We start from the raw sequence: 24922 nt of genomic DNA on the forward strand, positions 1-24922 counted from the left end.
TGTATGCAGTGTAGGAGGGGAAAATACGCGCGTATTGTATGAGATTGCGCATTAGCGCCGGATGACTTGCTTCTGGTAGCGCACGGGCGTAATGCCGTAGCGGCGGGTAAACGCGCGGGTGAGATGCGACTGATCGGTCAGCCCGGTTGCGGCGGCGACCTCTGCGGCGGGCATGCCGTGCGTGAGGAATGCTTTGGCGCGCCAGAGGCGAATGGCCATCAGCATCTGATGCGGCGTCACGTGAAAATGGGCTTTGAACTGGCGCTGAAAATGATACGGGCTGAGTGAAACGACGCTGGCCAGCTCGTCAAGCGTCAGGGGGTGCATGTAGTTGTCGTGCAGGTACTCGCGTACGCGTTCGAAGCGGTGCGCGCCCTCCTGAATCACCGGCGCGTGATGGGCCAGAGGCTGGAAGGTCTCAATCAGATCCAGCAGTAATCCTTTTTGCGCAAGCGGATCGTCCGTGTGCCACAGGCCGTAAATCAGCCTGCCGATTTGCTGTGAGCGCAACGGGTCATGGCGGGTCACGTCGCTAAACCACCAGTGCCTGAGGCCGGTCACCTCTTCAAGCAGATCGGGTTCGATATAGACCATCCGGTAGCGCCAGCCGCCCTCGGTGGCGGATTCACCGGTGTGGATCTCGTCCGGGTTCATGGTGACGACGGATTTTTCCGCCGCGAGATGCTGGGTACCGCGATAGCGAAAGCGTTCGGCACCGGTTTCAATCGTGCCGATCCCGAAGGCTTCATGGGTGTGAGGCTCAAAGGCGTAGTCAGAAATGTGCGCGTGATACAGCTCCAGACCCGGCAGCTGCGCCAGATGGCGAAAGCGCGCGCTGTCTCTTTCATCATTAAACTGTTCCGGTACGCCTTGCACGTTAAACCTCCTCGTGGTCATCTTTTCATTATCAGAGATGACCGGCGTTTATGCACTAAACATCTTTGCCCGGACGGTCTTACGGTAATCCCCCGGTGAAACCGTTGTTTTATGCTTAAACTGGCGATTAAAGTGCGCAATATCCTGATATCCCACCGCATTCGCGATCTCCTGAATGCACAGATTGGTGGATTGCAGCATTGTCATGGCGGATTCAATTCTGGCGGTTAATAAATACTGCAGGGGGGATATGTCGGTGGCATTTTTAAAGCGACGGTTGAAGTTGCGCAAACTCATGCCAGCCATATCGGCAAGATTCTGCATGGATATATCCGAGGCGCAGTTGGCTTTTATCCAGGTTTGAATTTGAACAATATCTTCATCCGGGTGGGGTTTGTTTTCTTCACTGTAACACTGGCGATCGAACTGACTACGAATTTCATGAAAAAATGTCCGTTGAGTATGTGTGGCTACACGTTTCCCGTATATCGTTTCGATAAAATGAATCGTCAGATCTGACAGGGCCTTAACGCTGGCGGCACAGTAAATATTATCGGCCTGCGTGAGAAAATGTTTGGTTTGTAATTTTACGCTGGGGTAGTCGCGCGAGAATTGTTTGAAGTAGTGCCAGTGGGTGGTGGCGGGCTTTCCGTTGAGCAATCCCGACTCCGCCAGAAAACAGCAGCCCGTTCCGACGGCGGCGATACGGGTTCCTCGCACAGCCTGCTCGGTCAACCATTTCAGAAGTTCAGGCTTTTGTCTGACCACTGCTCGAGGGTTGCGCCACAGGGCAGGAAGATAGATAACGTCATAGTGCCTGTCTGCGGCAAGCGTAGTATCGGCGGTAATGCTAAAGCCACTTTGCGTCAGGATGGGCTCGTTATTTATGCCAATAGTATGAACTTTCAGTATATTCTCCGGACGACAGAGCCTGAACGCAGATGTCTCCGTTTTGTGCGTGTCTGCGTGGGATGTTGTTTTTTGCTCGGCTAAATAGCTGCTGGCTGCGGCTTTCCACATTTCAATCGGCAGACTGAGACCGGAACTTAGCATGCGTTCACATAACACAAATCCAATTTGTGTATTTGTCATTTTCGATTAATACCTGTTTTGACTATTATTTTTGGTGACTCATCGTTGCCCTGGCCAAAAAAGTCAGCATTTTGGCTGGATTTTCATATTAGCTTTTGTCGGTAATTTGTAAACTAATATCTGAAATTATCGCATTTGCACAATATAAATCCACGACCACTACAGGATGAATTATGGTGAAATTACCCGTAATAACGGCTTTTGGCGGCTATAGTCCAGCTGGTCGTAGTTCTTTTCATCATGCATTTCGCCGAATGATTATTAATTCATTATCGGAAGAGGAAAGGCAGGAGACGTTATTATCGTTAGCTATTCTGATGGGCGTGCTTAAATATGATGAAGGTGGGTATTGCGACATTTCAGGTAAAAGATTTACGCCCGCTCAGGCTGCCGAGAAGATAAAAGACGAGACGCTGGAAGGAACCCTTATCAGAATAATTACGCGCGACTATTTTGATGTCGATGCTATCACCAGCCATGCAAAATTGAATATGGTTTCTGGCGAAGAAGGATTCAGCTTTAATATCTCTGCCAGACAGTTACCGCATCCCTTACCGGCGGGATGGCAGGTTGAGGAATTAGCGGATCGGCGCGTGCGTATTACCGTTCAGGGAGAGATGGACTGTAAAATTGAGGCGTTGTTGCGCACGGAGGTTCAGGCTGCAGGTTTGCTGCCGCAGGGATTCCGGCCGGGTGACCATTACAATTCGCAGTTCCATCCGCGGGCGCTACAAATGGCGATTGTCGGGGCATCGGACGCCATCAACGCTCTGGGGATCCCGTGGCGCGAGATACAGGCAGCGATCGCGCCGGATCAGCTCGGGGTCTATTCGGGCAATATCATGGGACAGCTCGACGATTATGGCTTTGGCGGTATGCTCCAGTCGCGCCTGAAAGGCCAGCGCGTCAGCGCCAAACAGTGTCCGCTGGGCCTGAACAGCATGTGCGCTGATTTCCTCAATGCGTATGTGCTGGGTAGCGTTGGCCATACCAGCGCCACGCTGGGGGCGTGCGCCACGTTTCTGTATAACCTCAATGCGGCAGTCGAAGATATCAAAGCGGGGCGCATTCGCGTGGCCGTTGTGGGCAGTGCCGAAGCGCCGGTCACCTCCGAAGTGATTGAAGGATTCGACGCCATGGGCGCCCTGGCAACGGAGAGCAAGCTTAAGCATATTGATGAAACGGAAACGCCCGGCTGGCGCAGCAGCAGCCGTCCTTTTGGCGACAGCTGTGGTTTTGTGATCGCAGAATCCAGCCAGTATGTCGTGTTAATGGACGACGAGCTGGCGCTGCAGCTTGGGGCAGAGATCCATGGTTCGGTGGGGAATGTCTTTATCAACGCTGACGGCTTTAAGCGTTCTATTGCCTCACCGGGACCGGGGAACTACATCACCATGGCGAAAGCCGTGGCTTCGGCAGTGTCGATGGTCGGAATGGAAGCGGTGCAAAAGGGATCGTTTATTCAGGCGCACGGTTCAAGCACGCCGAAGAATTGCGTCTCCGAGGCCGATATTTTTGACCGCGTTGCGCAAGCCTTTGCGATCCGCGACTGGCCGGTGACGGCGGTGAAATCGTATCTCGGTCACTCCCTGGGACCCGCCAGCGGCGACCAGCTCATCAGCTGCCTCGGCGTCTTCCGCTATGGCATTTTACCGGGAATTAAAAGCGTAACCCAGATCGCGCCGCAGGTGAATAACGCACGCTTATCCATTCCTCTTCAGGACTACAAATTAGAGCAAGGCCAGGGGCAAATTGCCTTTATTAATTCAAAAGGCTTTGGCGGTAATAATGCCACGGGGGTGGTTTACTCGCCAAAGCTTACCCATCAATGGTTGCGCAAACGCTACGGGGACGCGGTATTTGCGGATTATCAGCAGCGTAACCGCGAGGTGCGACATCAGGCGAACGCGTACGACGAGTCGGCTTCGCAGGGTGAACTCAACGTTATTTATCTGTTTGGCCAGCAGGGGATAAATGAGGAAGATATTAAGATTGCCAGGGATGGCATCACCATTCCCGGATTTGAAAAACCGATAATGTACGCGACGGAAAAAGAATACCCGGACTTTTAATCGTTATATCTGTTTTTATTATTAATCAATATGTGTGGGCCGGGTAAGGGAAATCACCCGGCCGCAGGAAAGAACGGTGACACCGTTAAAGAATGGCTTTAATGCTCTGCGCCAGCGGTGTCGTTGCGCGCCCGATCAGTTTGCTCAGCGTATGGCCATCGTCAAACAGTCCCCCTTTGGACGCGCCCACATCGGAATCCGCCAGCATATCAGCCAGCCCGGCAGGCAGACCGACGCTTTTAAGCGCGGCGGCAAAATCTGCTTCACTGAGATTCTGATAGGTTATCGGTTTCCCGCTCTGTTTGCTGAGTTCAGCCGCCAGTTCGCTCAGCGTCCAGCCGTGGTCGCCCGCCAGTTCATACACTTTGCCCGCATGGCCCTCTTCAGCGATCACTTTGGCTGCCGCCGCGGCATAGTCTGCGCGGGTAGCAGAGGCAATTTTGCCATCGCCTGCCGCACCGATAAACACGCCGTGCTCCAGCGCAGGCGGCGCGCTCGCCAGGTAGTTTTCGGTATACCAGCCGTTGCGCAGCAGGGCATAAGGAATGCCGGACGCCGCCAGAGCTTTTTCAGTCGCAACGTGTTCAACGTGCAGACCGAGCGGCGATGTATCCGCATGCAGCAGGCTGGTGTAGGCGATAAATTTCACGCCTGCCGTTTTAGCGGCGTTAATCACGTTCTGGTGCTGGGTCGCGCGCTGTCCGACTTCGCTGGAGGAGATCAGCAGAAGCTTTTCCACGCCGCTCAGCGCGGCGGCGAAGGTGGCTTCATCCGTGTAGTCTGCCTGACGCACCACAATACCCTGCTGGCTTAAGGCTTGCGCTTTCGCCGGGTTACGTACGATGGCCACAATCTGGCTGGCCGGTACGGTTTTCAGCAGCTGTTCAATAACGAGATGGCCAAGCTGGCCGGTAGCGCCGGTAATCGCGATCATGATGAATCTCCTTCGTGTTTGTCTGATGTTGTGGCACACTAGCACCATAGCTAACTTTTGGTAAGTACGTACAAAAAGGTAAGTATGAAAACAATGATACCGACGCTCAGCGAACAAATGCGCGATGGCAATCTTTTCGCGGAGCAGTGCCCTTCAAGAGAGGTGCTCAAACACGTAACCAGCCGCTGGGGGGTACTGATTCTGCTGGCGCTGCGCCAGGGAACGCATCGCTTTAGCGATCTGCGCCGCAAAATGGGCGGGGTTAGCGAAAAGATGCTCTCCCAGTCGCTTCAGGCGCTGGAGCAGGACGGGTTTGTCGATCGCGTATCGTATCCGGTCGTGCCGCCGCACGTAGAGTATAGCCTGACGCCGATGGGTATTGAGGTCAGCGAGAAAGTTGCCGCGCTGGCTGACTGGATTGAGGTGAATACGCCGAAGGTGATGGCGAACAGGGACGATCGCGCGGCGTAAAAGCCGGGTGGCGGCTTCGCCTTACCCGGCCTACCCGTACTCTTTCATCCCGTAGGCCGGGTAAGCGAAGCGCCACCCGGCACAATCGCCGCTACTTGCTTAAATCCACCTGATAAATCGCGAACCCAATATCATCCGTCGCGACCTGTTTCATTGGATACTGCGCCTTCTCCTTGATAAACGTGGCTGCCTTGTCGGATGGCGACGTTTCAAAGCGAATATCCAGTTTCGTATCGCTGTGGATCGGTGCCAGACGCCAGTTGTTATCCACCGCAGGATGAATTTCGCCCGCCTTCTTCGACTCCGCGCTGATCCACGCCGCAAGCACCGAGCGGTTCTCGTCCGGCGAGGCAAAGGCGATATGGCTATCTCCCGTACCGGCAAACTTACCGCCGTAGGCACGGTAGTTATTGGTCGCCACCAGGAAGGTGGCATTCGGGTCGATCGCCTTGCCGTTGAAGGTCAGGTTTTTGATGCGCTCCGCCTGCGGGTTAACCGCCTGGCACTCGCCGTCATATTTCGCCGGCTGGGTGACGTCAATCTGGTAGTTAACGCCGTCGATCACGTCGAAGTTATAGGTACGGAAGCCGTCCCAGTTAATCAGCGACTGCGGCTTACTGCTGTGCGGGTCAATCTGGTTAAACTGTCCGGCAGAACACTCCAGCCACTCTTTTACCTCTTTCCCGGTGGCTTTAACCACCACCAGCGTGTTCGGGTAGAGATAGAGGTCGGCGGCGTTACGGAAGGTCAGCTGGCCCTTTTCGACTTCAACATAGCTGGCCGGGTCATTCTTACGCCCGCCCACTTTGAATGGCGCAGCGGCTGACAGGACCGGCAGTTTTGCCAGATCCGGATCGCCCTGCACAAAGTGTTCGGCATAGGCTTTCTGCGCCATGTTGACGACCTGAACGGTCGGGTCGTCCTGCACTAGCGCGAGGAAGCTGTACATGTTATCGGCGGATTTGCCGATCGGCTTGCTGACGAATTCGCGCGTGGCGTCGTGATCGTGCTTCAGCACGTTGACCAGTTTTTTATCTTCAGCCGCCAGAGATTTTTTCGCTGCAGCGTCGTAGATCGGGCGCGCTTCGGCTTTTGACTGCGTCACCTTCCAGCTGCCACCGTCGTTATTCAGCACCAGATCCACTACGCCAAGATGGTCGCCCCACATGCCTGGCATCACCGACGGCACGCCGTTGAGCGTCCCTTTCTCAATGTCAGCCCCTTTGATGCTGACGAAATCTTTACCCGGGAAGACCGCGTGGGCATGGCCGAACAGGATCGCGTCGACGCCAGGGACTTCACTCAGATAGTAAACGGAGTTTTCTGCCATGGCCTGATACGGATCGGCAGAGAGACCCGAGTGGGCGACAACGACCACCAGATCGGCGCCTTTTTTGCGCATTTCCGGCACGTATTTACGCGCGGTTTCGGTGATGTCGTTGACGGTCACCTTACCGTCGAGGTTGGCCTTATCCCACGTCATGATCTGCGGCGGGACAAAACCGATATAGCCGATTTTGAGCGTTTGTTTTTTCCCGTCCCGATCGACAACCTCGGTATTTTTAATCAGGTATGGGGTAAAGAGCGGCTTTTGCGTTTTAACGTCGATGATATTGGCGTTAACGTACGGGAATTTCGCGCCGGCCAGGGCATCGTGAAGGTATTTCAAACCGTAGTTGAATTCGTGGTTGCCGAGGTTGCCGACGGTGTAATCCAGGGTGTTCATCGCTTTATAAACAGGATGGATCTCGCCTTTTTTCAACCCCCTGGTCGCCATGTAGTCCCCAAGCGGGCTGCCCTGAATGAGATCGCCATTGTCGACCAGCACGCTGTTATTCACTTCGCCGCGTGCGGCATCGATCAGGCTCGCCGTGCGTACCAGTCCGAATTTTTCCGTCGGGGTATCTTTGTAGTAATCGAAGTCCATCATGTTGCTGTGCAGATCGGTCGTTTCCAGAATACGCAGATCTACCGTCGCCGCCTGCACGCTCGCTGCAATCAGCGTCGCCAGAAGCGTTGCACTAAACTTAATCATCAGAGGAGTCCTTTTTTCGATGCAGACCACAAAAGAGTATGTATCTATAGCTTGTTGCTTACAGAAATGTGAATCCTGACAGAAAAAAGTAACCTGAAACCGGAATTGCTTCACAGATAGCGGAATTGTTCACATTACGATATAACTAAAACAAAGAGTTAACCTCACTGCGTTAACAAAGAGGTGGAAAATGCTAGAAAAAATTTGTCAGCTCGCACGGGATGCGGGAGATGCCATCATGCAGGTGTATGACGGTATTAAACCTATGGAGGTTGTCAGCAAAGCCGACGATTCTCCGGTCACGGCGGCGGATATTGCCGCGCATAAGGTGATCCTCAAAGGGTTACAGGCCTTAACGCCGGACATCCCCGTCCTGTCAGAAGAAGCGCCGCAAAGCTGGGACGAGCGCCAGCACTGGCAGCGCTACTGGCTGGTCGATCCGCTGGACGGGACAAAAGAGTTCATCAAGCGCAACGGTGAATTCACCGTCAATATCGCCCTGATTGAGAAAGGGAAAGCGGTGCTGGGTGTGGTTTACGCGCCGGTAATGAAGGTGATGTACAGCGCCGCAGAAGGGAAGGCGTGGAAGGAAGAGTGCGGCGTGCGCAAGCAGATCCAGGTGCGCGATGCGCGTCCGCCGCTGGTGGTAATTAGCCGCTCGCACAGCGACAGCGAACTGCAGGAGTACCTGCAGCAGCTGGGTGAACACCAGACCACCTCGATCGGCTCGTCGCTGAAATTCTGCCTGGTGGCGGAAGGCCATGCGCAGCTGTATCCTCGCTTTGGGCCAACCAATATCTGGGATACCGCCGCCGGGCATGCCGTTGCTGCGGCCGCCGGGGCGCATGTTCATGACTGGCAGGGCAAACCGCTGGACTACACCCCGCGCGAATCCTTCCTTAACCCCGGCTTCCGCGTCTCTATTTATTGAGCCAGCAGCTTATGCAGCAGGTCGACAACCTGCTGCACCTCTTCCTGGGTTAACGCCCCGTCTTTCACCCACTGCACGCGACCTTCCTTATCCAACACAATAATCGCTGAGCTTTCTTCCTCCAGCTGCCAGGCCTTACGGGTTAAGCCGTTGCTGTCGACGATAAACTGCGACCACGGATAGAGCTTTTTATTGCTCTCAAGGCTTGAGCGCACAAACATCCCGGAGCCCGGAATGGCGTCATCGGTATTAACAATAGTGGTCGTCTGGTAGCGGTCGTGCGGGAATTTCGCAGCCTTGATCGCTTCCACCAGGTTGGCATTTTTCTCTTTTGCAGATGTACGACCGGCAATATGTTGTACAACTCTCACTTTGCCCGCGAGCTGCGCGCTATTCCAGGGTTTGTAGCTAAACTTATCATTGTCGAGAATCAATTCTCCCCGGTCAGCAATGCCGACTGGCGGTACACGTTGTCCTTTTTCAATGTTGTGAGCGGAAGCCCACAGAGGCAGCAGCAGGCAGGCTGCTGCAAGGATATTACGTAGGGTCATGGCGTTTCCTTATTGTTTGCAGGTGATCCGACCACTTGGTCTTACGCTTTAATCATAAGTGCGATCAATGTGGTTTTCCCGCAATCCCGATGCCAGTTTGCGGGTGAACGCACATATCCATGAAAAAACGACGGCTTATACTGCGCCCGGTCACGCTTTGCAAAGATTATTCTGAATAATTGTAATCAAACGGTAAATAAACTTATGCACACTGGGTAACACCGTAGTTCTGGTCTATAGTCAATGGGCATTAAAATTTGCGCTCAGGACAGTCGGGCCGATTGTGGCACCGCAAGAGCGTATGATTCGCAGGAGATACAAGAATGAAAATTTTCCAACGCTACAACCCGCTTCAGGTGGCGAAGTACGTGAAGATCCTGTTCCGTGGACGGTTGTATATCAAGGATGTTGGCGCTTTTGAGTTTGATAAGGGCAAGATCCTTGTCCCAAAAGTGAAGGACAAACAGCACCTGTCTGTGATGTCCGAAGTCAACCGTCAGGTTATGCGTCTGCAAACTGAGATGGCTTAACCAACGTGCTATGCAGTAGTTAAAAAAACGGCTCCCAATGGGAGCCGTTGATGTTTGTGGAGGCTGGAACCTTACGCCGATACCTTCTCTTCCGCATCCGGCAGCTTCGGAACCAGTACGGTCGGTTTGTTGTCGATGCGCGTCACCAACAGCTGGTCGATGCGGTAGTTATCAATATCCACCACCTCAAACTTGTAGCCGGAGAACTTCACCGAGTCGGTACGTTTCGGGATTTTACGCAGCATAAACATCATAAAGCCGCCGATGGTCTCGTAGTTACCGGACTGCGGGAACTCGTCGATATCCAGCACGCGCATCACGTCTTCAATCGGCGTGCCGCCATCAATCAGCCATGAATTATCGTCACGCTGAACAATCTGCTCTTCCAGCCCCTGGCCAACCAGGTCGCCCATCAGCGTGGTCATCACGTCGTTCAGGGTGATAATACCCACCACCAGGGCGTATTCGTTCATGATAACCGCGAAGTCTTCCCCGGCGGTTTTGAAACTTTCCAGCGCTTCTGAGAGCGTCAGAGTGTCCGGCACAATAAGGGTATTGCGGATCTGCACGCCGCTGTTGAGCGCCAGGCTCTGGTTTGCCAGTACGCGGTTCAGCAGGTCTTTGGAGTCGACGTAACCGATGATGTGGTCGATATCTTCATTACAGACCAGGAACTTAGAGTGTGGATGCTGCGCCACTTTGTTCTTCAGGCTCTGCTCATCTTCATGTAAATCGAACCAGATAATGCTTTCACGGCCCGTCATGGAAGACGGTACGGTACGGGATTCCAGTTCGAACACGTTCTCAATTAGCTCGTGTTCCTGCTTGCGCAGCACCCCGGCCAGCGCGCCGGCTTCCACTACCGCATAGATGTCGTCAGACGTGATGTCGTCTTTACGCACCATAGGCAGCTTAAAGATGCGGAAAATCACGTTCGCCAGGCCGTTGAAGAACCACACCAGCGGACGAAACACGTACAGACAGAAGCGCATCGGGTTGATGATACGCAAAGCCACAGCTTCTGGCGCAATCATACCGATGCGTTTCGGGGTCAGGTCTGCAAAGAGGATGAACAGGCCGGTTACCAGCGAGAAGGAGAGGATAAAGCTGAGCTGTTCGGCCAGTTCAACGGACATGTACTTAACAAACAGGCTGTAAAACGCCGGAGAAAACGCCGCATCACCCACGATACCGCCGAGTATGGCCACCGCGTTGAGGCCAATCTGCACTACGGTGAAGAACATCCCGGGGTTTTCCTGCATTTTCAGGATGCGGGTGGCATTGATGTTGCCTTCATCGGCAAGCAGCTTCAGTTTGATTTTACGGGACGCGGCCAGCGAGATCTCAGATATCGAGAAAAATGCGCTGACGGCAATCAGACAAAGTATTACTAAAATACTGTTTAACATAGTTTATCCGGCTTCTCGCCAGATCCTCAGAAGGGGAGTTGATACCATTTGTGTGAAAACACATTGAACACCAGCTCGTAGCGTTGAGCCGATTATTTCAGCGGGTAGTATAGCGTAAAGAGATGTAAATCTGCCAGAGGTCACATTTTGGCGAAGATAGCCGGAGGGGGCGGCCAACTCGTGGTGGTTAGGTTATGAGACAACGCTGTCGCTGCCGTGTGCGCCACGCTGCTCGCGTGGCGCTGGATCGGAAATCAGGCAAGCTGTGGCGGCAGGCAGACGCCGATGCCCCCGATACCGCAGTAGCCGTAAGGGTTTTTATGCAGATACTGCTGGTGATCGTCTTCCGCATAGTAGAATGGTTTCGCGGTTGTGATTTCCGTCGTCACCTCGCGCGTGTCGCCCGCTTCACGCATGGCCTGCTGAAAACGCTCAAGGCTGGCGCGCGCGGCGGCATCTTGCTCCGGCGTGAGCGGATAAATGGCCGAGCGATACTGTGTGCCGTGGTCGTTGCCCTGACGCATGCCCTGCGCCGGGTCGTGGTTCTCCCAGAAGACCTGCAGCAGCTGTTCGTAGCTGATTACCGCAGGGTCATAGACCACGCGCACCGCTTCCGCATGCCCGGTTTCGCCGGAGCAGACTTCGCGATAGGTAGGATTCGGCGTGTAACCGCCCGTGTAGCCAGCCGCCGTGCTGTAAACGCCGGGGAGTTGCCAGAAGAGGCGCTCAACGCCCCAGAAACAGCCCATGGCGAACAGGGCGATTTCCATTCCCTCCGGCACGTTCGTCATGGAGTGGTTATTGACGGCGTGTAAGGTCGCCACAGGCATAGGGGTGTTGCGTCCCGGTAATGCATCAGCTTGTGAAACCAGATGCTTTTTGTCGAATAAACTCACGATGGGGCCTCCCGGGGTGCGATGTTTCAGTTAAGGTTGTCACGAAGCGTTTAATTGAACACAATAAATGCGCTGAATCAGTCTAGATTTAATCATAAGAAATATTTGGGTGTTACACCCATTTTCAACCCGCGATTCGGGTTTTTGGCCACAGGCCGTATTTTGCCGCGGAGCGGCACTTCATTTGCTTCCAGGGTGGAAACAGGGATATTCAGGAGAAAACGTGACAAAAATCCGCCAGTTATGTTTAGTCAGTGTGTTGCTGACAAGCGGGATTGCCAGCGCGGCGAATGTCCGTTTGCAGGTTGAGGGGTTATCCGGGGCGCTACAAAAAAACGTGCGTGCGCAGTTGTCGACCATCCAGAGTGATGAGGTGACGCCGGACCGGCGTTTTCGCGCGCGCGTAGATGATGCGATCCGTGAAGGGCTGAAAGCGCTGGGGTATTACGAACCCACCATTGATTTTGACCTCCGTCCGCCGCCAAAGAAGGGGCGCCAGGTCCTTATTGCCCGCGTTTCGCCGGGTGAGCCGGTACTGATTGGCGGTACGAACGTCATCCTGCGCGGCGGGGCGCGTACCGACCGGGATTATCTGGACCTGCTCAGCACGCGGCCGAAAATCGGTACCGTGCTTAACCACGGTGACTACGACCATTTCAAAAAAGAGCTGACGAATGTTTCCCTGCGTAAGGGCTACTTTGACAGCCAGTTCAATAAAAGCCAGCTGGGCATTGCGCTGGAGAGACGTCAGGCCTTCTGGGATATCGACTACGACAGTGGAGAGCGCTACCGCTTTGGCGACGTGACGTTTGAAGGTTCGCAAATTCGCGAAGAGTACCTGCAAAACCTCGTGCCTTTCAAAAAAGGGGATTACTACCAGTCGAGCGATCTCGGAGAGCTGAACCGACGCCTCTCCGCTACCGGCTGGTTTAACTCCGTAGTTGTCGCACCGGAATTTGAGAAGTCTCGCAAAACCAAGGTGTTGCCGCTGCATGGCGTTGTCTCGCCGCGCACCGAGAACACCATTGAGACCGGTGTTGGCTACTCGACGGATGTCGGACCACGCGTGAAAACCTCGTGGAAAAAACCGTGGATGAACTCTTACGGCCACAGCCTGACCACCAGCCTGAGCCTCTCTGCGCCCGAGCAGCAGCTGGATTTCAGCTACAAAATGCCGCTGCTGAAAAATCCGCTTGAGCAATATTACCTTCTGCAGGGCGGTTTTAAGCGCACCGATTTAAACGACACAAAGCAGGACTCTACGACGCTTGCGGTCTCCCGCTTCTGGGATCTCTCCAGCGGCTGGCAGCGCGCCATTAACCTGCGCTGGAGCCTGGACCACTTTACCCAGGCCAACGTCACCAATACCACCATGCTGCTTTATCCGGGCGTAATGATCAGCCGAACCCGCTCGCGCGGGGGGCTGATGCCGACCTGGGGCGACTCACAGCGCTACTCGATCGATTATTCCAACTCCGCCTGGGGCTCCGACGTGGACTTCTCCGTTCTGCAGGCGCAGAACGTCTGGATCCGCACGCTATATGACAAACACCGCTTTGTGATGCGCGGCAATCTCGGCTGGATTGAAACCGGAGACTTCGAGCGCGTTCCGCCGGATCTGCGCTTCTTCGCCGGGGGCGACCGCAGCATTCGTGGATATAAGTACAAATCGATCTCACCTGAGAACGAAAAGGGCCAGCTAACCGGTGCGTCAAAACTGGCGACGGGATCGCTGGAGTATCAGTACAACGTCAGCGGAAAGTGGTGGGGCGCCATGTTTGTTGACGGCGGTGAAGCGGTGAACGATATCCGCCGCAGCGACTTTAAAACCGGCGCGGGCGTGGGCGTACGCTGGCAGTCGCCCGTCGGACCCATCAAGCTCGACTTCGCCGTGCCTGTCGGCGACAAAGATGAACACGGATTACAGTTTTACATCGGTCTGGGGCCTGAATTATGAGTTTATGGAAGAAAATAAGCCTCGGGGTGCTGATTTTTATCGTGCTGCTGCTCGGTACGGTGGCGTTTCTGGTAGGAACGACGACCGGGCTGCATTTGCTGTTTAACGCCGCGAACCGCTGGGTGCCGGGGCTGGAGATTGGTCAGGTGACGGGTGGCTGGCGCGATCTGCGTCTGAATAATATCCGCTACGAGCAGCCGGGCGTGGCGGTGAACGCCGGGGAGTTCCATCTCGCGGTGAAGCTAGGCTGCCTGCGGGACAGCAAGCTCTGCGTCAACGATCTGTCGCTTAAAGACGTCAACGTGGCGATAGACTCGAAGAAAATGCCGAAATCTGCGCCGGTTGAAGAAGAAGACAGCGGCCCGCTGAATCTCTCCACGCCGTACCCGATCGCGCTCTATCGGGTGGCGCTTGATAACGTCAATATCAAAATCGACGACACCACCGTGTCCGTGATGGATTTTACCTCCGGCCTGCGCTGGCAGGAGAAAAACCTCACCCTGACGCCGACGTCGTTGCAGGGCTTGCTGATCGCGCTGCCGAAGGTGGCCGACGTGGCGCAGGAAGAGATCGTCGAGCCGAAAATTCAGAACCCGCAGCCGGAAGAGAAGCCGCTGGGCGAAACGCTGAAAGATCTCTTCTCGAAGCCTGTCCTGCCGGAAATGACCGACGTTCACCTGCCGCTGAACCTCAATATTGAGGAGTTCAAAGGCGAGCAGCTGCGCCTGACCGGCGATACCGATCTGACGGTCTACAATATGCTGCTGAAAGTCAGCAGCATTGACGGCAACATGAAGCTCGACGCGCTGGATATCGACACCAACCAGGGCTCGGTGAATGCGTCAGGGAATGCCCTGCTGCGCGATAACTGGCCGGTGGACATCACGCTTAACAGTGCCCTCAACATCGATCCGCTGAAAGGCGAAAAGGTGAAGGTCAAGGTGGGCGGGGCGCTGCGCGATAAGCTCGATGTTGGCGTGAATCTCTCCGGCCCGGTGGACATGGTCCTGCGCGCGCAAACCCAGCTGGCGGAAGCCGGGCTGCCGCTCAATCTTGAGGTGGTCAGCAAGCAGCTTTCCTGGCCGTTCACCGGCGAAAAACAGTTCCAGGCCGATGACCTGAAGCTGAAGCTGAGCGGCAAGATGACCGACTACACGCTTTCGTTCCGCACCGCGGTGAAGGGGCAGGGCGTGCCGCCCGCGAACATCACCCTGGATGCGAAGGGCAACGAACAGCAGGTCAACCTCGACAAGCTGACCGTCGCGGCGCTGGAAGGTAAAACCGAGCTGACCGCTCTGCTCGACTGGCAGCAGGCGATCAGCTGGCGCGGCGAGCTGAAGCTGACGGGCATTAATACCGCCAAAGAGGTGCCGGACTGGCCGTCGAAGCTGGATGGCCTGATCAAAACCCGCGGCAGCCTGTACGGCGGCACGTGGCAGATGGACGTGCCGGAAATTAAGCTCACCGGGAACGTGAAGCAGAACAAGGTGAACGTTGAAGGCTCGGTGAAAGGCAACAGCTATCTGCAGTGGGTTATCCCGGGGCTGCACGTGGCGCTGGGCCGCAACACGGCGGATATCAAAGGCGAGCTGGGGGTGAAAGATCTCAATCTGGACGCCACCATCGACGCGCCGAATCTGGATAACGCCCTGCCGGGGCTTGGCGGCACGGCAAAAGGACTCGTGAAGGTTCGCGGCACGGTAGACGCGCCGCAGCTGCTGGCGGATATCACCGCCAATAACCTGCGCTGGCAGGAGCTGAGCGTTGCCCGCGTCCGCGTGGAAGGGGATGTGAAATCCACCGATCAGATTGGCGGTAACCTGAACCTGCGCGTGGAGCGCATTTCTCAGCCGGACGTGAACATTAGCCTTGTCACCCTGGACGCGAAAGGGAACGAGAAGCAGCACGATCTCCAGCTGCGCGTGCAGGGCGAGCCGGTCTCCGGCCAGCTTCACCTGACCGGCAGCTTCGACCGCAAAGAGGAGCGCTGGAAAGGTACGCTGGATAACACCCGTTTCAATACGCCGGTCGGGCCGCTGGCGCTCTCGCGCTCCATCGCCCTGGACTACCGCAACGCCGAGCAGAAGATCAGCATTGGGCCGCACTGCTGGACCAACCCGAATGCGGAACTGTGCGTGCCGCAGACCATCGATGCGGGCGCGGAAGGGCGGGCGCAGATCAACCTCAACCGCTTCGATCTGGCGATGCTGAAGCCGTTTATGCCGGATACAACACAGGCGAGCGGCGTCTTCAGCGGAAAAGCCGATGTCGCCTGGGACACCACCAAAGAGGGGCTGCCGCAGGGCAGCGTCACGCTGTCCGGGCGTAACGTGAAGGTGACGCAGGAGGTCAACAACGCGCCCCTTCCGGTAGCGTTCGATACTCTGAACCTGAGTGCCGATCTGCATAACAATCGCGCACAGCTGGGGTGGACAATCCGCCTGACCAACAACGGCCAGTTGGATGGGCAGGTCCAGATTACCGATCCGCAGGGACGGCGTAATCTGGGCGGTAACGTCAACATCCGTAACTTCAACCTGGCGATGGTGAACCCGATTTTCGCCCGCGGGGAAAAAGCCGAGGGCATGCTGAACGCTAACCTGCGCCTGGCCGGCAACGCGCAAAGCCCGCAGCTGTTCGGTCAGATGCGGCTTAGCGGCGTGGATATTGACGGCAACTTTATGCCGTTTGACATGCAGCCCAGCCAGATCGCGATGAATTTCAACGGCATGAGCTCGACGCTGAGCGGCTCGGTACTGACGCAGCAAGGGCAAATCAACCTGAGCGGTGACGCGGACTGGAGCCAGCTCGATAACTGGCGCGCGCGTATTGCCGCGAAAGGCAGCAAGGTGCGCATCACCGTACCGCCGATGGTACGCCTGGACGTCTCGCCTGATGTGGTCTTTGAAGCCACGCCAAGCCTCTTCACGCTTGACGGACGCGTCGACGTGCCGTGGGCGCGCATCGTGGTTCACGACGTGCCGGAAAGCGCGGTCGGCGTCTCAAGTGATGAAGTTATGCTCAATGAAAATCTGAAACCTGTCGAACAGAAGAGCGCGGGCATACCGATCAATAGTAACCTTATCGTGCACGTGGGGAATAACGTGCGGTTGAATGCGTTTGGGCTGAAGGCGAGGCTCACGGGCGACCTGAAGGTGGCGCAGGATAAACAAGGGCTTGGCCTGAACGGGCAGATCAATATTCCTGAAGGGCGTTTCCACGCCTATGGTCAGGACCTGATTGTGCGCAAAGGCGAGCTGCTGTTCTCCGGTCCACCGGATCAGCCTCTGTTGAACATCGAAGCGATTCGTAACCCTGAAGCGACGGAAAACGACGTTATTGCTGGCGTACGCGTTACCGGTTCCGCCGACGAACCGAAGGCGGAGATCTTCTCTGACCCGGCGATGTCGCAGCAGGAAGCCCTCTCTTATCTGCTGCGTGGACAAGGCCTGGACAGCGGTCAGAGCGACAGCGCGGCGATGACCTCGATGTTAGTGGGTCTGGGGGTTGCACAAAGTGGGCAGGTTGTGGGTAAAATCGGCGAGACGTTCGGCGTAAGCAATCTGGCGCTGGACACCCAGGGCGTGGGTGACTCCTCGCAGGTGGTGGTCAGCGGCTATGTACTGCCGGGTCTGCAGGTAAAATATGGTGTGGGGATCTTTGACTCACTGGCAACACTCACGTTACGCTATCGCCTGATGCCTAAGCTATATCTGGAAGCAGTGTCCGGCGTAGACCAGGCACTTGATCTGCTCTATCAGTTTGAGTTTTAGCAATGCGAATATTTGTCTACGGCAGTTTACGAACCAGGCAAGGCAACAGTCACTGGATGACCAATGCCCAGCTACTGGGGAATTACGATATCGAGAACTACCAGTTGTACAGCCTGGGCCACTATCCAGGCGCGGTTCCGGGCGAAGGAACAGTACAGGGTGAAGTTTATCGTATTGATAACGCGACGCTTGCCGAACTTGATGCCTTGCGCACCAGGGGCGGTGAATACGCACGCCAGTTGATCCAGACGCCGTACGGAAGCGCGTGGATGTATGTCTACCAGCGTCCGGTCGAAGGGTTAACGCGGATTGTAAGCGGTAACTGGTTAGACAGAGACCAGTACTGAAAAAAAAACAGCGCCACCGTGAGGTGGCGTTGTTTTTTTGCACTTTCAATTCTCTTCTGTATCCCTGCGTCGGGTTAAAAACAGAGGAACAAACAGCATGATGTATGGGGCAATAAGCCATAAAAAACACAAGGCGCGTGAACGGCCATAGTAGTTTATGCACCGCGTATTGCTTGATATGACGGGCAGGAAAAACAGTAAAAACAGCAGAATCGCATAATCGCTTCGATAAGGGATCCATAAGTAAAACAAAAACCAGGCAAGCTGGAATGTCATGATGCAGAGATACTGCCATTTACTGTCTTTACCGTAACAGTCAAACGCCTTTATGTAGCCCATCTTTATGCTTTGAAGAAAGAAACTTAGCATGTATAACGCTCACGATCGCGACGGTCAGGAGTGTGCTCATCAGCAACGCCCCTAAAAAATAGCTGTGGGTGATATCAGTAGCACCCGAGCCTAAAGTATGCAATTTACTATAACCTTTATCTACTGCAACAAAAAGCGTATATAGCCCTATGTTAATAAAGAATTGCAGAAGACAAGAAAAGAAGATATTTCTGGGAATTGTTTTTAATAGAGAGAGTAACGCATAAATAATGCTTGATGATAGCGCGAAGTAAAGTCCGTTAAGTAAACCAGATAGTAATGCGCTATTTATTTGACTGAATATTAAATGATCGCTTCCATAGTACCATGACAGATATTCAATATAAGTACTTCTGCCAAAGACAAAGGAGGCAATAATAAGGACGAATAGGCTCATGGCATGGCTTTTCTTACTCATAATTTTGCTCCCTTAGATAGCAGCTCCTTCATCGTTTTACTGGCTTCAAGCTGATCTTTGATTATGGCAAGGTCACGAGTATTGTGGTTATATTTTGCAATAGCGGTTGGTGTACCCTTACCACCATTATCCATAAAGAAGACTATATCCTTACGACCATAAAGAAGGACTTGTGGGATGGGATCACGCCCATAACTCACCGCCTGTGGAAGGGAGTGGATAGACTCTGTCGTGAGGAAGCGAGGAATATTTTCATGCTCAATATTACCTAAAGGCGTGGTGGCAACAAGGGAGCCGATAAAATCGGTCGTATACACTAACGCATCTGTATCCTTGGTCGTTACTTTTGAACCCGTAATATATTTTATCTGTTGCCAAAGGGTAATATCTTTAGGGGTAACCTTAACACCATCCATAAACATATCCTGCTTGCGTTTTAGCTGAATGACAGTACGGTGCACCTGTGTCAAAGAGGGGCTGATTTCCCCAATAGAAGGCATAAAACCATCGCGGGAATACAACCGTTCAATGATAAAATAAATTCCAGTTGGGCGGGCAACATCAATGTTAATGGATGACATATGAATCCTGTACTGAATGGGGATTAATGATCATCATGACAGTATGTTGTGAACAGCCAGGCTATTCAACCACTCCCACTATAAATGATAGGGTGTCATTTTTGTTTTTAATATTCAAAACAAAAGTAATGGGATTATTCTTAAAAATTAAGTTTGTACTACTCTCAACCAGGGAAATAAAAAAGCCCCGACTCGCGGGGCCTTCATTAACAGCGGTAAGAATTACTTCTTAGCAGCGCGTTCGAAAGAGGAGATGATTTCCGCTTTCGCTGCTTCTGCGTTGTCCCAGCCGTCAACTTTAACCCACTTGCCTTTTTCGAGGTCTTTGTAGTGCTCGAAGAAGTGAGTGATCTGCGCTTTCAGCAGCTCTGGCAGGTCGTTCACATCTTTGATGTGATCGTACTCTTTGCTCAGCTTGGTGTGCGGTACCGCAACCAGCTTCGCATCTTCACCGGATTCGTCGGTCATTTTCAGCACGCCAACTGGACGGCAGCGAATGACGGAGCCTGGCTCCAGTGGGTATGGCGTTGGGACCAGCACGTCAACCGGGTCACCGTCCAGAGACAGGGTATGGTTGATGTAACCGTAGTTGCACGGATAGAACATCGCGGTAGACATGAAACGGTCTACGAACAGGGCGCCGCTCTCTTTGTCCACTTCGTATTTGATCGGATCTGCGTTAGCCGGGATTTCGATAACTACGTAGATGTCTTCTGGCAGTTCTTTACCCGCTGGGACGTTGAGTAAGCTCATGTCGGTGTCCTTTAAAATGGATGGTAAACAAGTGGCAGGTATTATAGCCAACTCGCGCTGAATGTCTCCGCCTGTTTTCGCCTTCTCTCCACGTTCTTCCCACTTTTCAGACCGATTTCATGACAGAAAAATCCATAAACTCAGCCGCATTTTTCATGGAGAAATGAAAGCGATTACAAACTTGTGATTAACGTTTTATTCACTTTTCTGAAGTGTGATGTAACGCAATTCGTTACATATTTCATGGGCTATAGTCATTCCGCAGAACATCTTTTAACCAACAATAACTCACCCTACGAGGACGTTCATATGTGGAAGCGCTTACTCCTGGTCACAGCAGTTTCGGCAGCCATGTCGTCTATGGCGATGGCCGCTCCCTTAACCGTAGGTTTTTCGCAGGTCGGCTCTGAATCTGGCTGGCGAGCGGCAGAAACCAACGTGGCGAAAAGCGAAGCTCAGAAACGCGGTATTACCCTGAAAATCGCCGATGGTCAGCAAAAACAAGAGAATCAGATCAAAGCCGTGCGCTCCTTTATCGCCCAGGGCGTGGATGCCATCTTTATTGCACCCGTCGTGGCAACCGGCTGGGAACCCGTCCTGAAGGAAGCGAAAGACGCTGAGATCCCGGTCTTCCTGCTCGACCGTTCCATCGACGTCAAAGACAAATCCCTTTATATGACAACCGTCACCGCTAACAACGTGCTTGAAGGGCAGTTGATTGGCGACTGGCTGGTGAAACAGGTCGACGGCAAGCCGTGTAACGTCGTTGAGCTGCAGGGCACCGTCGGCGCGAGCGTGGCCATCGACCGTAAAAAAGGCTTTGCTGAAGCCATCGCGAAAGCGCCAAACATCAAGATCATCCGCTCTCAGTCCGGCGACTTTACCCGTAGTAAAGGTAAAGAGGTCATGGAGAGCTTCATTAAGGCTGAAAACAACGGCAAGAATATCTGCATGGTTTACGCCCACAACGATGACATGGTAATCGGCGCGATTCAGGCAATTAAAGAAGCGGGCCTGAAGCCGGGCAAAGATATCCTCACCGGCTCTATCGACGGCGTGCCGGATATCTACAAAGCGATGATTGACGGCGAAGCCAACGCCAGCGTGGAGCTGACGCCAAACATGGCGGGCCCGGCATTCGACGCGCTGGAGAAATTCAAGAAAGACGGCACGATGCCGGAGAAAGTGACGGTTACCAAATCCACGCTCTACCTGCCTGACACGGCGAAAGAAGAGTTAGAGAAGAAGAAAAATATGGGCTACTAAGCCTGTCTGAACATGCCGGGTGGCGCTGCGCCATCCGGCTTGACGCAGGGGGAAACCATGACCACTGAACAACACCAGGAAATCCTCCGCACAGAGGGCTTGAGTAAATTCTTCCCCGGCGTAAAAGCGCTGGATAACGTTGATTTTAGCCTGCGGCGTGGGGAGATCATGGCGCTGCTGGGCGAGAACGGCGCGGGAAAATCGACGCTGATTAAATCCCTGACCGGCGTTTATCACGCCGACCGCGGCACCATCTGGCTGGAAGACAACGCCATTTCGCCAAAAAATACCGCCCATGCCCAACAGCTGGGGATCGGGACGGTCTATCAGGAAGTGAACCTGCTGCCTAATATGTCGGTGGCGGATAATCTGTTTATTGGCCGTGAGCCGCGACGCTTTGGCCTGCTGCGCCGCAAAGAGATGGAGGCGCGGGCGACAAAGCTGATGGAATCCTACGGCTTCTCCCTCGACGTCCGCGAGCCGCTGAACCGCTTTTCCGTGGCGATGCAGCAGATCGTTGCCATCTGTCGCGCGATCGATCTCTCCGCGAAGGTACTCATCCTGGACGAACCCACCGCCAGCCTCGATACCCAGGAAGTGGAGATGCTCTTTACCCTGATGCGCCAGCTGCGCGATCAGGGCGTAAGCCTGATCTTCGTTACCCACTTCCTCGATCAGGTATATGAGGTGAGCGATCGCATTACGGTGCTGCGCAACGGCAGCTTTGTTGGCTGCCGCGAAACCCGCGAGCTGCCGCAGATCGAGCTGGTGAAAATGATGCTGGGTCGTGAGCTGGAAACCAACGCCCTCCAGCGCGCAGGGCGCACGCTGCTGAGCGAGAAACCGGTCGCCGCGTTCAGCGATTACGGCAAAAAAGGAGTGATATCGCCGTTTAACCTTGAGGTGCGGCCGGGCGAAATTGTCGGGCTGGCGGGCCTGCTAGGCTCGGGCCGAACCGAAACCGCCGAGGTGATCTTCGGGATCAAGCCCGCGGACAGCGGCAGCGCGCTGATCAAGGGCAAACCGCAAACCCTGCGATCGCCGCATCAGGCCTCCTGTCTGGGCGTCGGCTTCTGCCCGGAAGATCGGAAAACGGACGGTATCATTGCCGCAGCCTCGGTGCGGGAGAATATCATTCTGGCGCTGCAGGCCCAGCGCGGCTGGCTGCGCCCGATCCCCCGTAAAGAGCAAAATGCCATAGCCGAGCGCTTTATCCGCCAGCTCGGGATCCGCACCCCGAGCGCGGAACAGCCGATCGAGTTCCTCTCCGGCGGCAACCAGCAGAAGGTGCTGCTGTCGCGCTGGCTGCTGACCAAACCGCAGTTCCTGATCCTCGACGAACCGACCCGCGGCATTGACGTGGGGGCGCACGCCGAAATTATCCGACTTATCGAAACCCTGTGTGCAGACGGTCTGGCCCTGCTCGTCATTTCGTCCGAGCTGGAGGAGCTGGTAGGTTATGCCGATCGCGTCATTATCATGCGCGATCGCAAGCAGGTGGCAGAGATCCCGCTGGATAAGCTGTCCGTTCCGGCGATCATGAATGCCATTGCGGCATAAGGAGTGAATCGTGATGTCCCGTTCGCTTTCGCAAACCGGTGAGTCAAAGCGCCGCTTCAGCTGGCCAACCGGCACGCCGCAAATCGCGGCGCTGCTGGTGGTACTGCTGGTTGACAGCCTTGTCGCACCGCATTTCTTCCAGATTATCGTGCAGGATGGTCGCCTGTTTGGCAGCCCAATAGACATCCTGAACCGTGCTGCGCCCGTGGCGCTGCTGGCCATCGGGATGACGCTGGTCATTGCCACCGGCGGGATTGATCTCTCCGTCGGCGCGGTGATGGCTATCGCCGGGGCCACTGCAGCCTCCATGACCGTGGCCGGACACAGCCTGCCGGTGGTACTGCTGGCGGCGTTAGGCACCGGCGTGCTGGCCGGATTATGGAACGGCATTCTGGTGGCGGTGCTGAAAATTCAGCCCTTTGTCGCCACGCTTATCTTAATGGTGGCCGGGCGTGGGGTGGCGCAGCTGATTACCTCCGGCCAGATTGTCACCTTTAACTCCCCGAGCCTGGCGTGGCTTGGTAGCGGCAACCTTCTGTTCTTCCCGACGCCGGTGATTATTGCCCTGGCCACGCTGGTTGTCTTTTGGCTCTTCACCCGTAAAACGGCGCTCGGCATGTTCATTGAGGCCGTCGGGATCAACATCCGCGCCGCGCGCAACGCCGGGGTCAACACCCGGCTGATGGTGATGCTGACCTACGTGCTGAGCGGCGTTTGCGCCGCCATCGCAGGGGTGATCGTCGCGGCGGATATCCGCGGAGCCGATGCCAACAACGCCGGGCTCTGGCTGGAGCTGGACGCAATCCTGGCGGTGGTCATCGGCGGCGGGTCGCTGATGGGCGGGCGCTTTAACCTGCTGCTCTCGGTGATCGGCGCGCTGATCATTCAGGGCATGAACACCGGGATCCTGCTTTCGGGATTCCAGCCGGAACTCAATCAGGTGGTGAAAGCGGTGGTCGTACTCTGCGTTCTGATCGTCCAGTCGCCGCGCTTTGTCAGCATCATTAAGGGGATCCGTGGCCATGATAAAACGTAATTTACCGTTGATGATCACGCTGGGCGTATTTGTGCTGGGGTATCTCTACTGCCTCACCCAATTCCCCGGCTTTGCCTCGACGCGCGTGATCTGCAATATCCTGACCGATAACGCCTTTTTAGGCATCATCGCCGTCGGAATGACCTTTGTGATCCTCTCCGGCGGGATCGATCTCTCCGTCGGCTCGGTGATCGCGTTTACGGGCGTGTTCCTCGCGAAGGCGATCGGCTTCTGGGGGATCTCTCCGCTGGTGGCGTTTCCGCTGGTGCTGGCGATGGGCTGCGCGTTTGGTGCCTTTATGGGGCTGCTGATCGACGCGCTGAAAATCCCGGCGTTTATCATTACCCTCGCGGGGATGTTCTTCCTCCGTGGGGTAAGTTATCTGGTGTCGGAAGAGTCGATCCCGATTAACCATCCGGTGTATGACACGCTCTCCAGCCTGGCGTGGAAAATTCCCGGCGGCGGTCGTTTGAGCGCGATGGGGCTGCTGATGCTGGGCGTGGTGGTGATCGGCATCTTCCTCGCCCACCGTACCCGGTTTGGCAATCAGGTTTACGCCATCGGCGGTAACGCCACGTCGGCAAACCTGATGGGGATCTCGACCCGCAGCACTACCATCCGCATCTATATGCTCTCGACAGGCCTGGCGACGCTGGCGGGTATCGTCTTCTCGGTGTACACCCAGGCGGGCTATGCCCTTGCAGGCGTTGGCGTTGAGCTGGATGCGATTGCTTCTGTGGTCATCGGCGGTACGCTGCTTAGCGGCGGCGTGGGTACGGTGCTGGGGACGCTGTTCGGCGTGGCTATACAGGGGCTGATACAAACCTATATCAACTTTGACGGCACGCTCAGCTCCTGGTGGACGAAGATCGCCATCGGCATATTGCTGTTTATCTTTATTGCCCTGCAGCGCGGTCTTACGGTGCTCTGGGAGAACCGCCAAAGCTCACCTGTTACCCGCGTAAACACATCGGTAACAGAGCGATAACACGCTGAATTTGCTTAAAGTCTAAACATTTTCCGGTAGCGGCCGATACTCTTTTTTTATGCCCAGAAATATCTCGC

21 protein-coding genes are annotated in these 24922 nt (G+C 54.9%); 11 read left to right on the forward strand and 10 right to left on the reverse strand.

Annotation, left to right across the window (positions count from 1 at the left end; genetic code table 11):
* Positions 1 to 51: 51 nt before the first annotated feature.
* A complete protein-coding gene (locus FOY93_RS02240) occupies positions 52 to 876 on the reverse strand; it encodes an AraC family transcriptional regulator (protein WP_143344569.1) in 825 nt (274 codons plus the stop codon).
* Between the two features lie 48 nt (positions 877 to 924).
* The gene (locus FOY93_RS02245; RefSeq protein WP_232057364.1) at positions 925 to 1968 is read right to left on the reverse strand and encodes a GlxA family transcriptional regulator; all 1044 of its coding nucleotides are present in this window, start codon (positions 1966 to 1968) and stop codon (positions 925 to 927) included.
* 254 nt (positions 1969 to 2222) lie between these two features.
* Here FOY93_RS02245 and FOY93_RS02250 point away from each other — a divergent pair, with 254 nt between their 5' ends.
* Positions 2223 to 4040, forward strand: a complete 1818-nt coding sequence (locus FOY93_RS02250) for a beta-ketoacyl synthase (RefSeq protein WP_232057365.1) — start codon at positions 2223 to 2225, stop codon at positions 4038 to 4040.
* Between the two features lie 85 nt (positions 4041 to 4125).
* On the opposite strand, the gene FOY93_RS02255 is transcribed toward FOY93_RS02250, so the two are convergent.
* Positions 4126 to 4974, reverse strand: a complete 849-nt coding sequence (locus FOY93_RS02255) for an SDR family oxidoreductase (protein WP_143344571.1) — start codon at positions 4972 to 4974, stop codon at positions 4126 to 4128.
* Between the two features lie 84 nt (positions 4975 to 5058).
* Here FOY93_RS02255 and FOY93_RS02260 point away from each other — a divergent pair, with 84 nt between their 5' ends.
* Complete coding sequence (locus FOY93_RS02260; RefSeq protein WP_111965375.1) at positions 5059 to 5445, forward strand: winged helix-turn-helix transcriptional regulator; 387 nt, start codon at positions 5059 to 5061, stop codon at positions 5443 to 5445.
* Positions 5446 to 5536: 91 nt separating this feature from the next.
* On the opposite strand, the gene FOY93_RS02265 is transcribed toward FOY93_RS02260, so the two are convergent.
* Positions 5537 to 7480, reverse strand: coding sequence for a bifunctional 2',3'-cyclic-nucleotide 2'-phosphodiesterase/3'-nucleotidase (locus tag FOY93_RS02265; protein WP_143344572.1), 1944 nt, complete (start codon positions 7478 to 7480; stop codon positions 5537 to 5539).
* Between the two features lie 190 nt (positions 7481 to 7670).
* On the opposite strand from FOY93_RS02265, the gene cysQ reads away from it, so the two are divergent.
* Positions 7671 to 8411 carry a 3'(2'),5'-bisphosphate nucleotidase CysQ gene (cysQ, locus tag FOY93_RS02270; RefSeq protein ID WP_111965373.1) on the forward strand — a complete coding sequence of 247 codons (741 nt, stop codon included), beginning with the start codon at positions 7671 to 7673 and terminating at the stop codon, positions 8409 to 8411.
* Here the strand turns inward: cysQ and FOY93_RS02275 are convergent.
* Entirely contained in the window at positions 8405 to 8962 is a 558-nt protein-coding gene (locus tag FOY93_RS02275; RefSeq protein ID WP_136195706.1) for a YtfJ family protein, read from the reverse strand. The two genes, cysQ and FOY93_RS02275, sit on opposite strands and share 7 nt — an antisense overlap.
* A 323-nt stretch (positions 8963 to 9285) precedes the next feature.
* Between FOY93_RS02275 and FOY93_RS02280 the strand changes: the two genes are divergently transcribed.
* Entirely contained in the window at positions 9286 to 9492 is a 207-nt protein-coding gene (locus tag FOY93_RS02280; protein ID WP_008501430.1) for a DUF1107 domain-containing protein, read from the forward strand.
* A gap of 71 nt (positions 9493 to 9563) precedes the next feature.
* Here FOY93_RS02280 and paeA read toward each other — a convergent pair whose 3' ends face one another.
* The gene (gene paeA / locus FOY93_RS02285; protein ID WP_023310162.1) at positions 9564 to 10901 is read right to left on the reverse strand and encodes a polyamine export protein PaeA; all 1338 of its coding nucleotides are present in this window, start codon (positions 10899 to 10901) and stop codon (positions 9564 to 9566) included.
* Between the two features lie 254 nt (positions 10902 to 11155).
* Positions 11156 to 11797 carry a peptide-methionine (S)-S-oxide reductase MsrA gene (gene msrA / locus FOY93_RS02290; RefSeq protein WP_023310171.1) on the reverse strand — a complete coding sequence of 214 codons (642 nt, stop codon included), beginning with the start codon at positions 11795 to 11797 and terminating at the stop codon, positions 11156 to 11158.
* 223 nt (positions 11798 to 12020) lie between these two features.
* Between msrA and tamA the strand changes: the two genes are divergently transcribed.
* The 3 genes from tamA to FOY93_RS02305 are packed head-to-tail and all read left to right on the forward strand — an operon-like array spanning position 12021 to position 17874.
* On the forward strand, positions 12021 to 13754 hold the full coding sequence (tamA, locus tag FOY93_RS02295; RefSeq protein WP_111965371.1) for an autotransporter assembly complex protein TamA: 1734 nt from the start codon (positions 12021 to 12023) through the stop codon (positions 13752 to 13754).
* A complete protein-coding gene (tamB, locus tag FOY93_RS02300) occupies positions 13751 to 17527 on the forward strand; it encodes an autotransporter assembly complex protein TamB (protein ID WP_143344573.1) in 3777 nt (1258 codons plus the stop codon). Before tamA ends, tamB begins: the two co-directional genes overlap by 4 nt.
* Positions 17528 to 17529: 2 nt before the next feature.
* A complete protein-coding gene (locus FOY93_RS02305; protein ID WP_111965369.1) occupies positions 17530 to 17874 on the forward strand; it encodes a gamma-glutamylcyclotransferase family protein in 345 nt (114 codons plus the stop codon).
* Positions 17875 to 18190: 316 nt separating this feature from the next.
* Here FOY93_RS02305 and FOY93_RS02315 read toward each other — a convergent pair whose 3' ends face one another.
* From FOY93_RS02315 to ppa, 3 genes are all read right to left on the reverse strand, one after another.
* Positions 18191 to 18661 carry a hypothetical protein gene (locus tag FOY93_RS02315; RefSeq protein WP_143344575.1) on the reverse strand — a complete coding sequence of 157 codons (471 nt, stop codon included), beginning with the start codon at positions 18659 to 18661 and terminating at the stop codon, positions 18191 to 18193.
* Positions 18658 to 19242 carry a hypothetical protein gene (locus FOY93_RS02320; RefSeq protein WP_023616970.1) on the reverse strand — a complete coding sequence of 195 codons (585 nt, stop codon included), beginning with the start codon at positions 19240 to 19242 and terminating at the stop codon, positions 18658 to 18660. The genes FOY93_RS02315 and FOY93_RS02320 overlap by 4 nt, the downstream gene beginning before the upstream one ends.
* A 222-nt stretch (positions 19243 to 19464) precedes the next feature.
* Positions 19465 to 19995, reverse strand: a complete 531-nt coding sequence (gene ppa, locus FOY93_RS02325) for an inorganic diphosphatase (protein WP_111965368.1) — start codon at positions 19993 to 19995, stop codon at positions 19465 to 19467.
* A 309-nt stretch (positions 19996 to 20304) separates the two neighbouring features.
* On the opposite strand from ppa, the gene ytfQ reads away from it, so the two are divergent.
* From ytfQ to yjfF, 4 genes are read left to right on the forward strand one after another with little or no spacing between them, the layout of a single operon-like run.
* The gene (gene ytfQ / locus FOY93_RS02330) at positions 20305 to 21261 is read left to right on the forward strand and encodes a galactofuranose ABC transporter substrate-binding protein YtfQ (RefSeq protein WP_014882271.1); all 957 of its coding nucleotides are present in this window, start codon (positions 20305 to 20307) and stop codon (positions 21259 to 21261) included.
* Positions 21262 to 21318: 57 nt separating this feature from the next.
* Positions 21319 to 22821: a galactofuranose ABC transporter, ATP-binding protein YtfR gene (gene ytfR / locus FOY93_RS02335; RefSeq protein WP_143344576.1), complete on the forward strand. Its 1503-nt coding sequence runs from the start codon at positions 21319 to 21321 to the stop codon at positions 22819 to 22821.
* Between the two features lie 10 nt (positions 22822 to 22831).
* Positions 22832 to 23857 carry a galactofuranose ABC transporter, ATP-binding protein YtfT gene (gene ytfT / locus FOY93_RS02340; RefSeq protein ID WP_172621900.1) on the forward strand — a complete coding sequence of 342 codons (1026 nt, stop codon included), beginning with the start codon at positions 22832 to 22834 and terminating at the stop codon, positions 23855 to 23857.
* The gene (yjfF, locus tag FOY93_RS02345) at positions 23844 to 24845 is read left to right on the forward strand and encodes a galactofuranose ABC transporter, permease protein YjfF (protein WP_023293434.1); all 1002 of its coding nucleotides are present in this window, start codon (positions 23844 to 23846) and stop codon (positions 24843 to 24845) included. The genes ytfT and yjfF overlap by 14 nt, the downstream gene beginning before the upstream one ends.
* Positions 24846 to 24922: the final 77 nt, after the last annotated feature.

The sequence above is a fragment of the Enterobacter sp. 18A13 genome (assembly GCF_007035975.1).
Classification (GTDB): domain Bacteria; phylum Pseudomonadota; class Gammaproteobacteria; order Enterobacterales; family Enterobacteriaceae; genus Enterobacter; species Enterobacter vonholyi.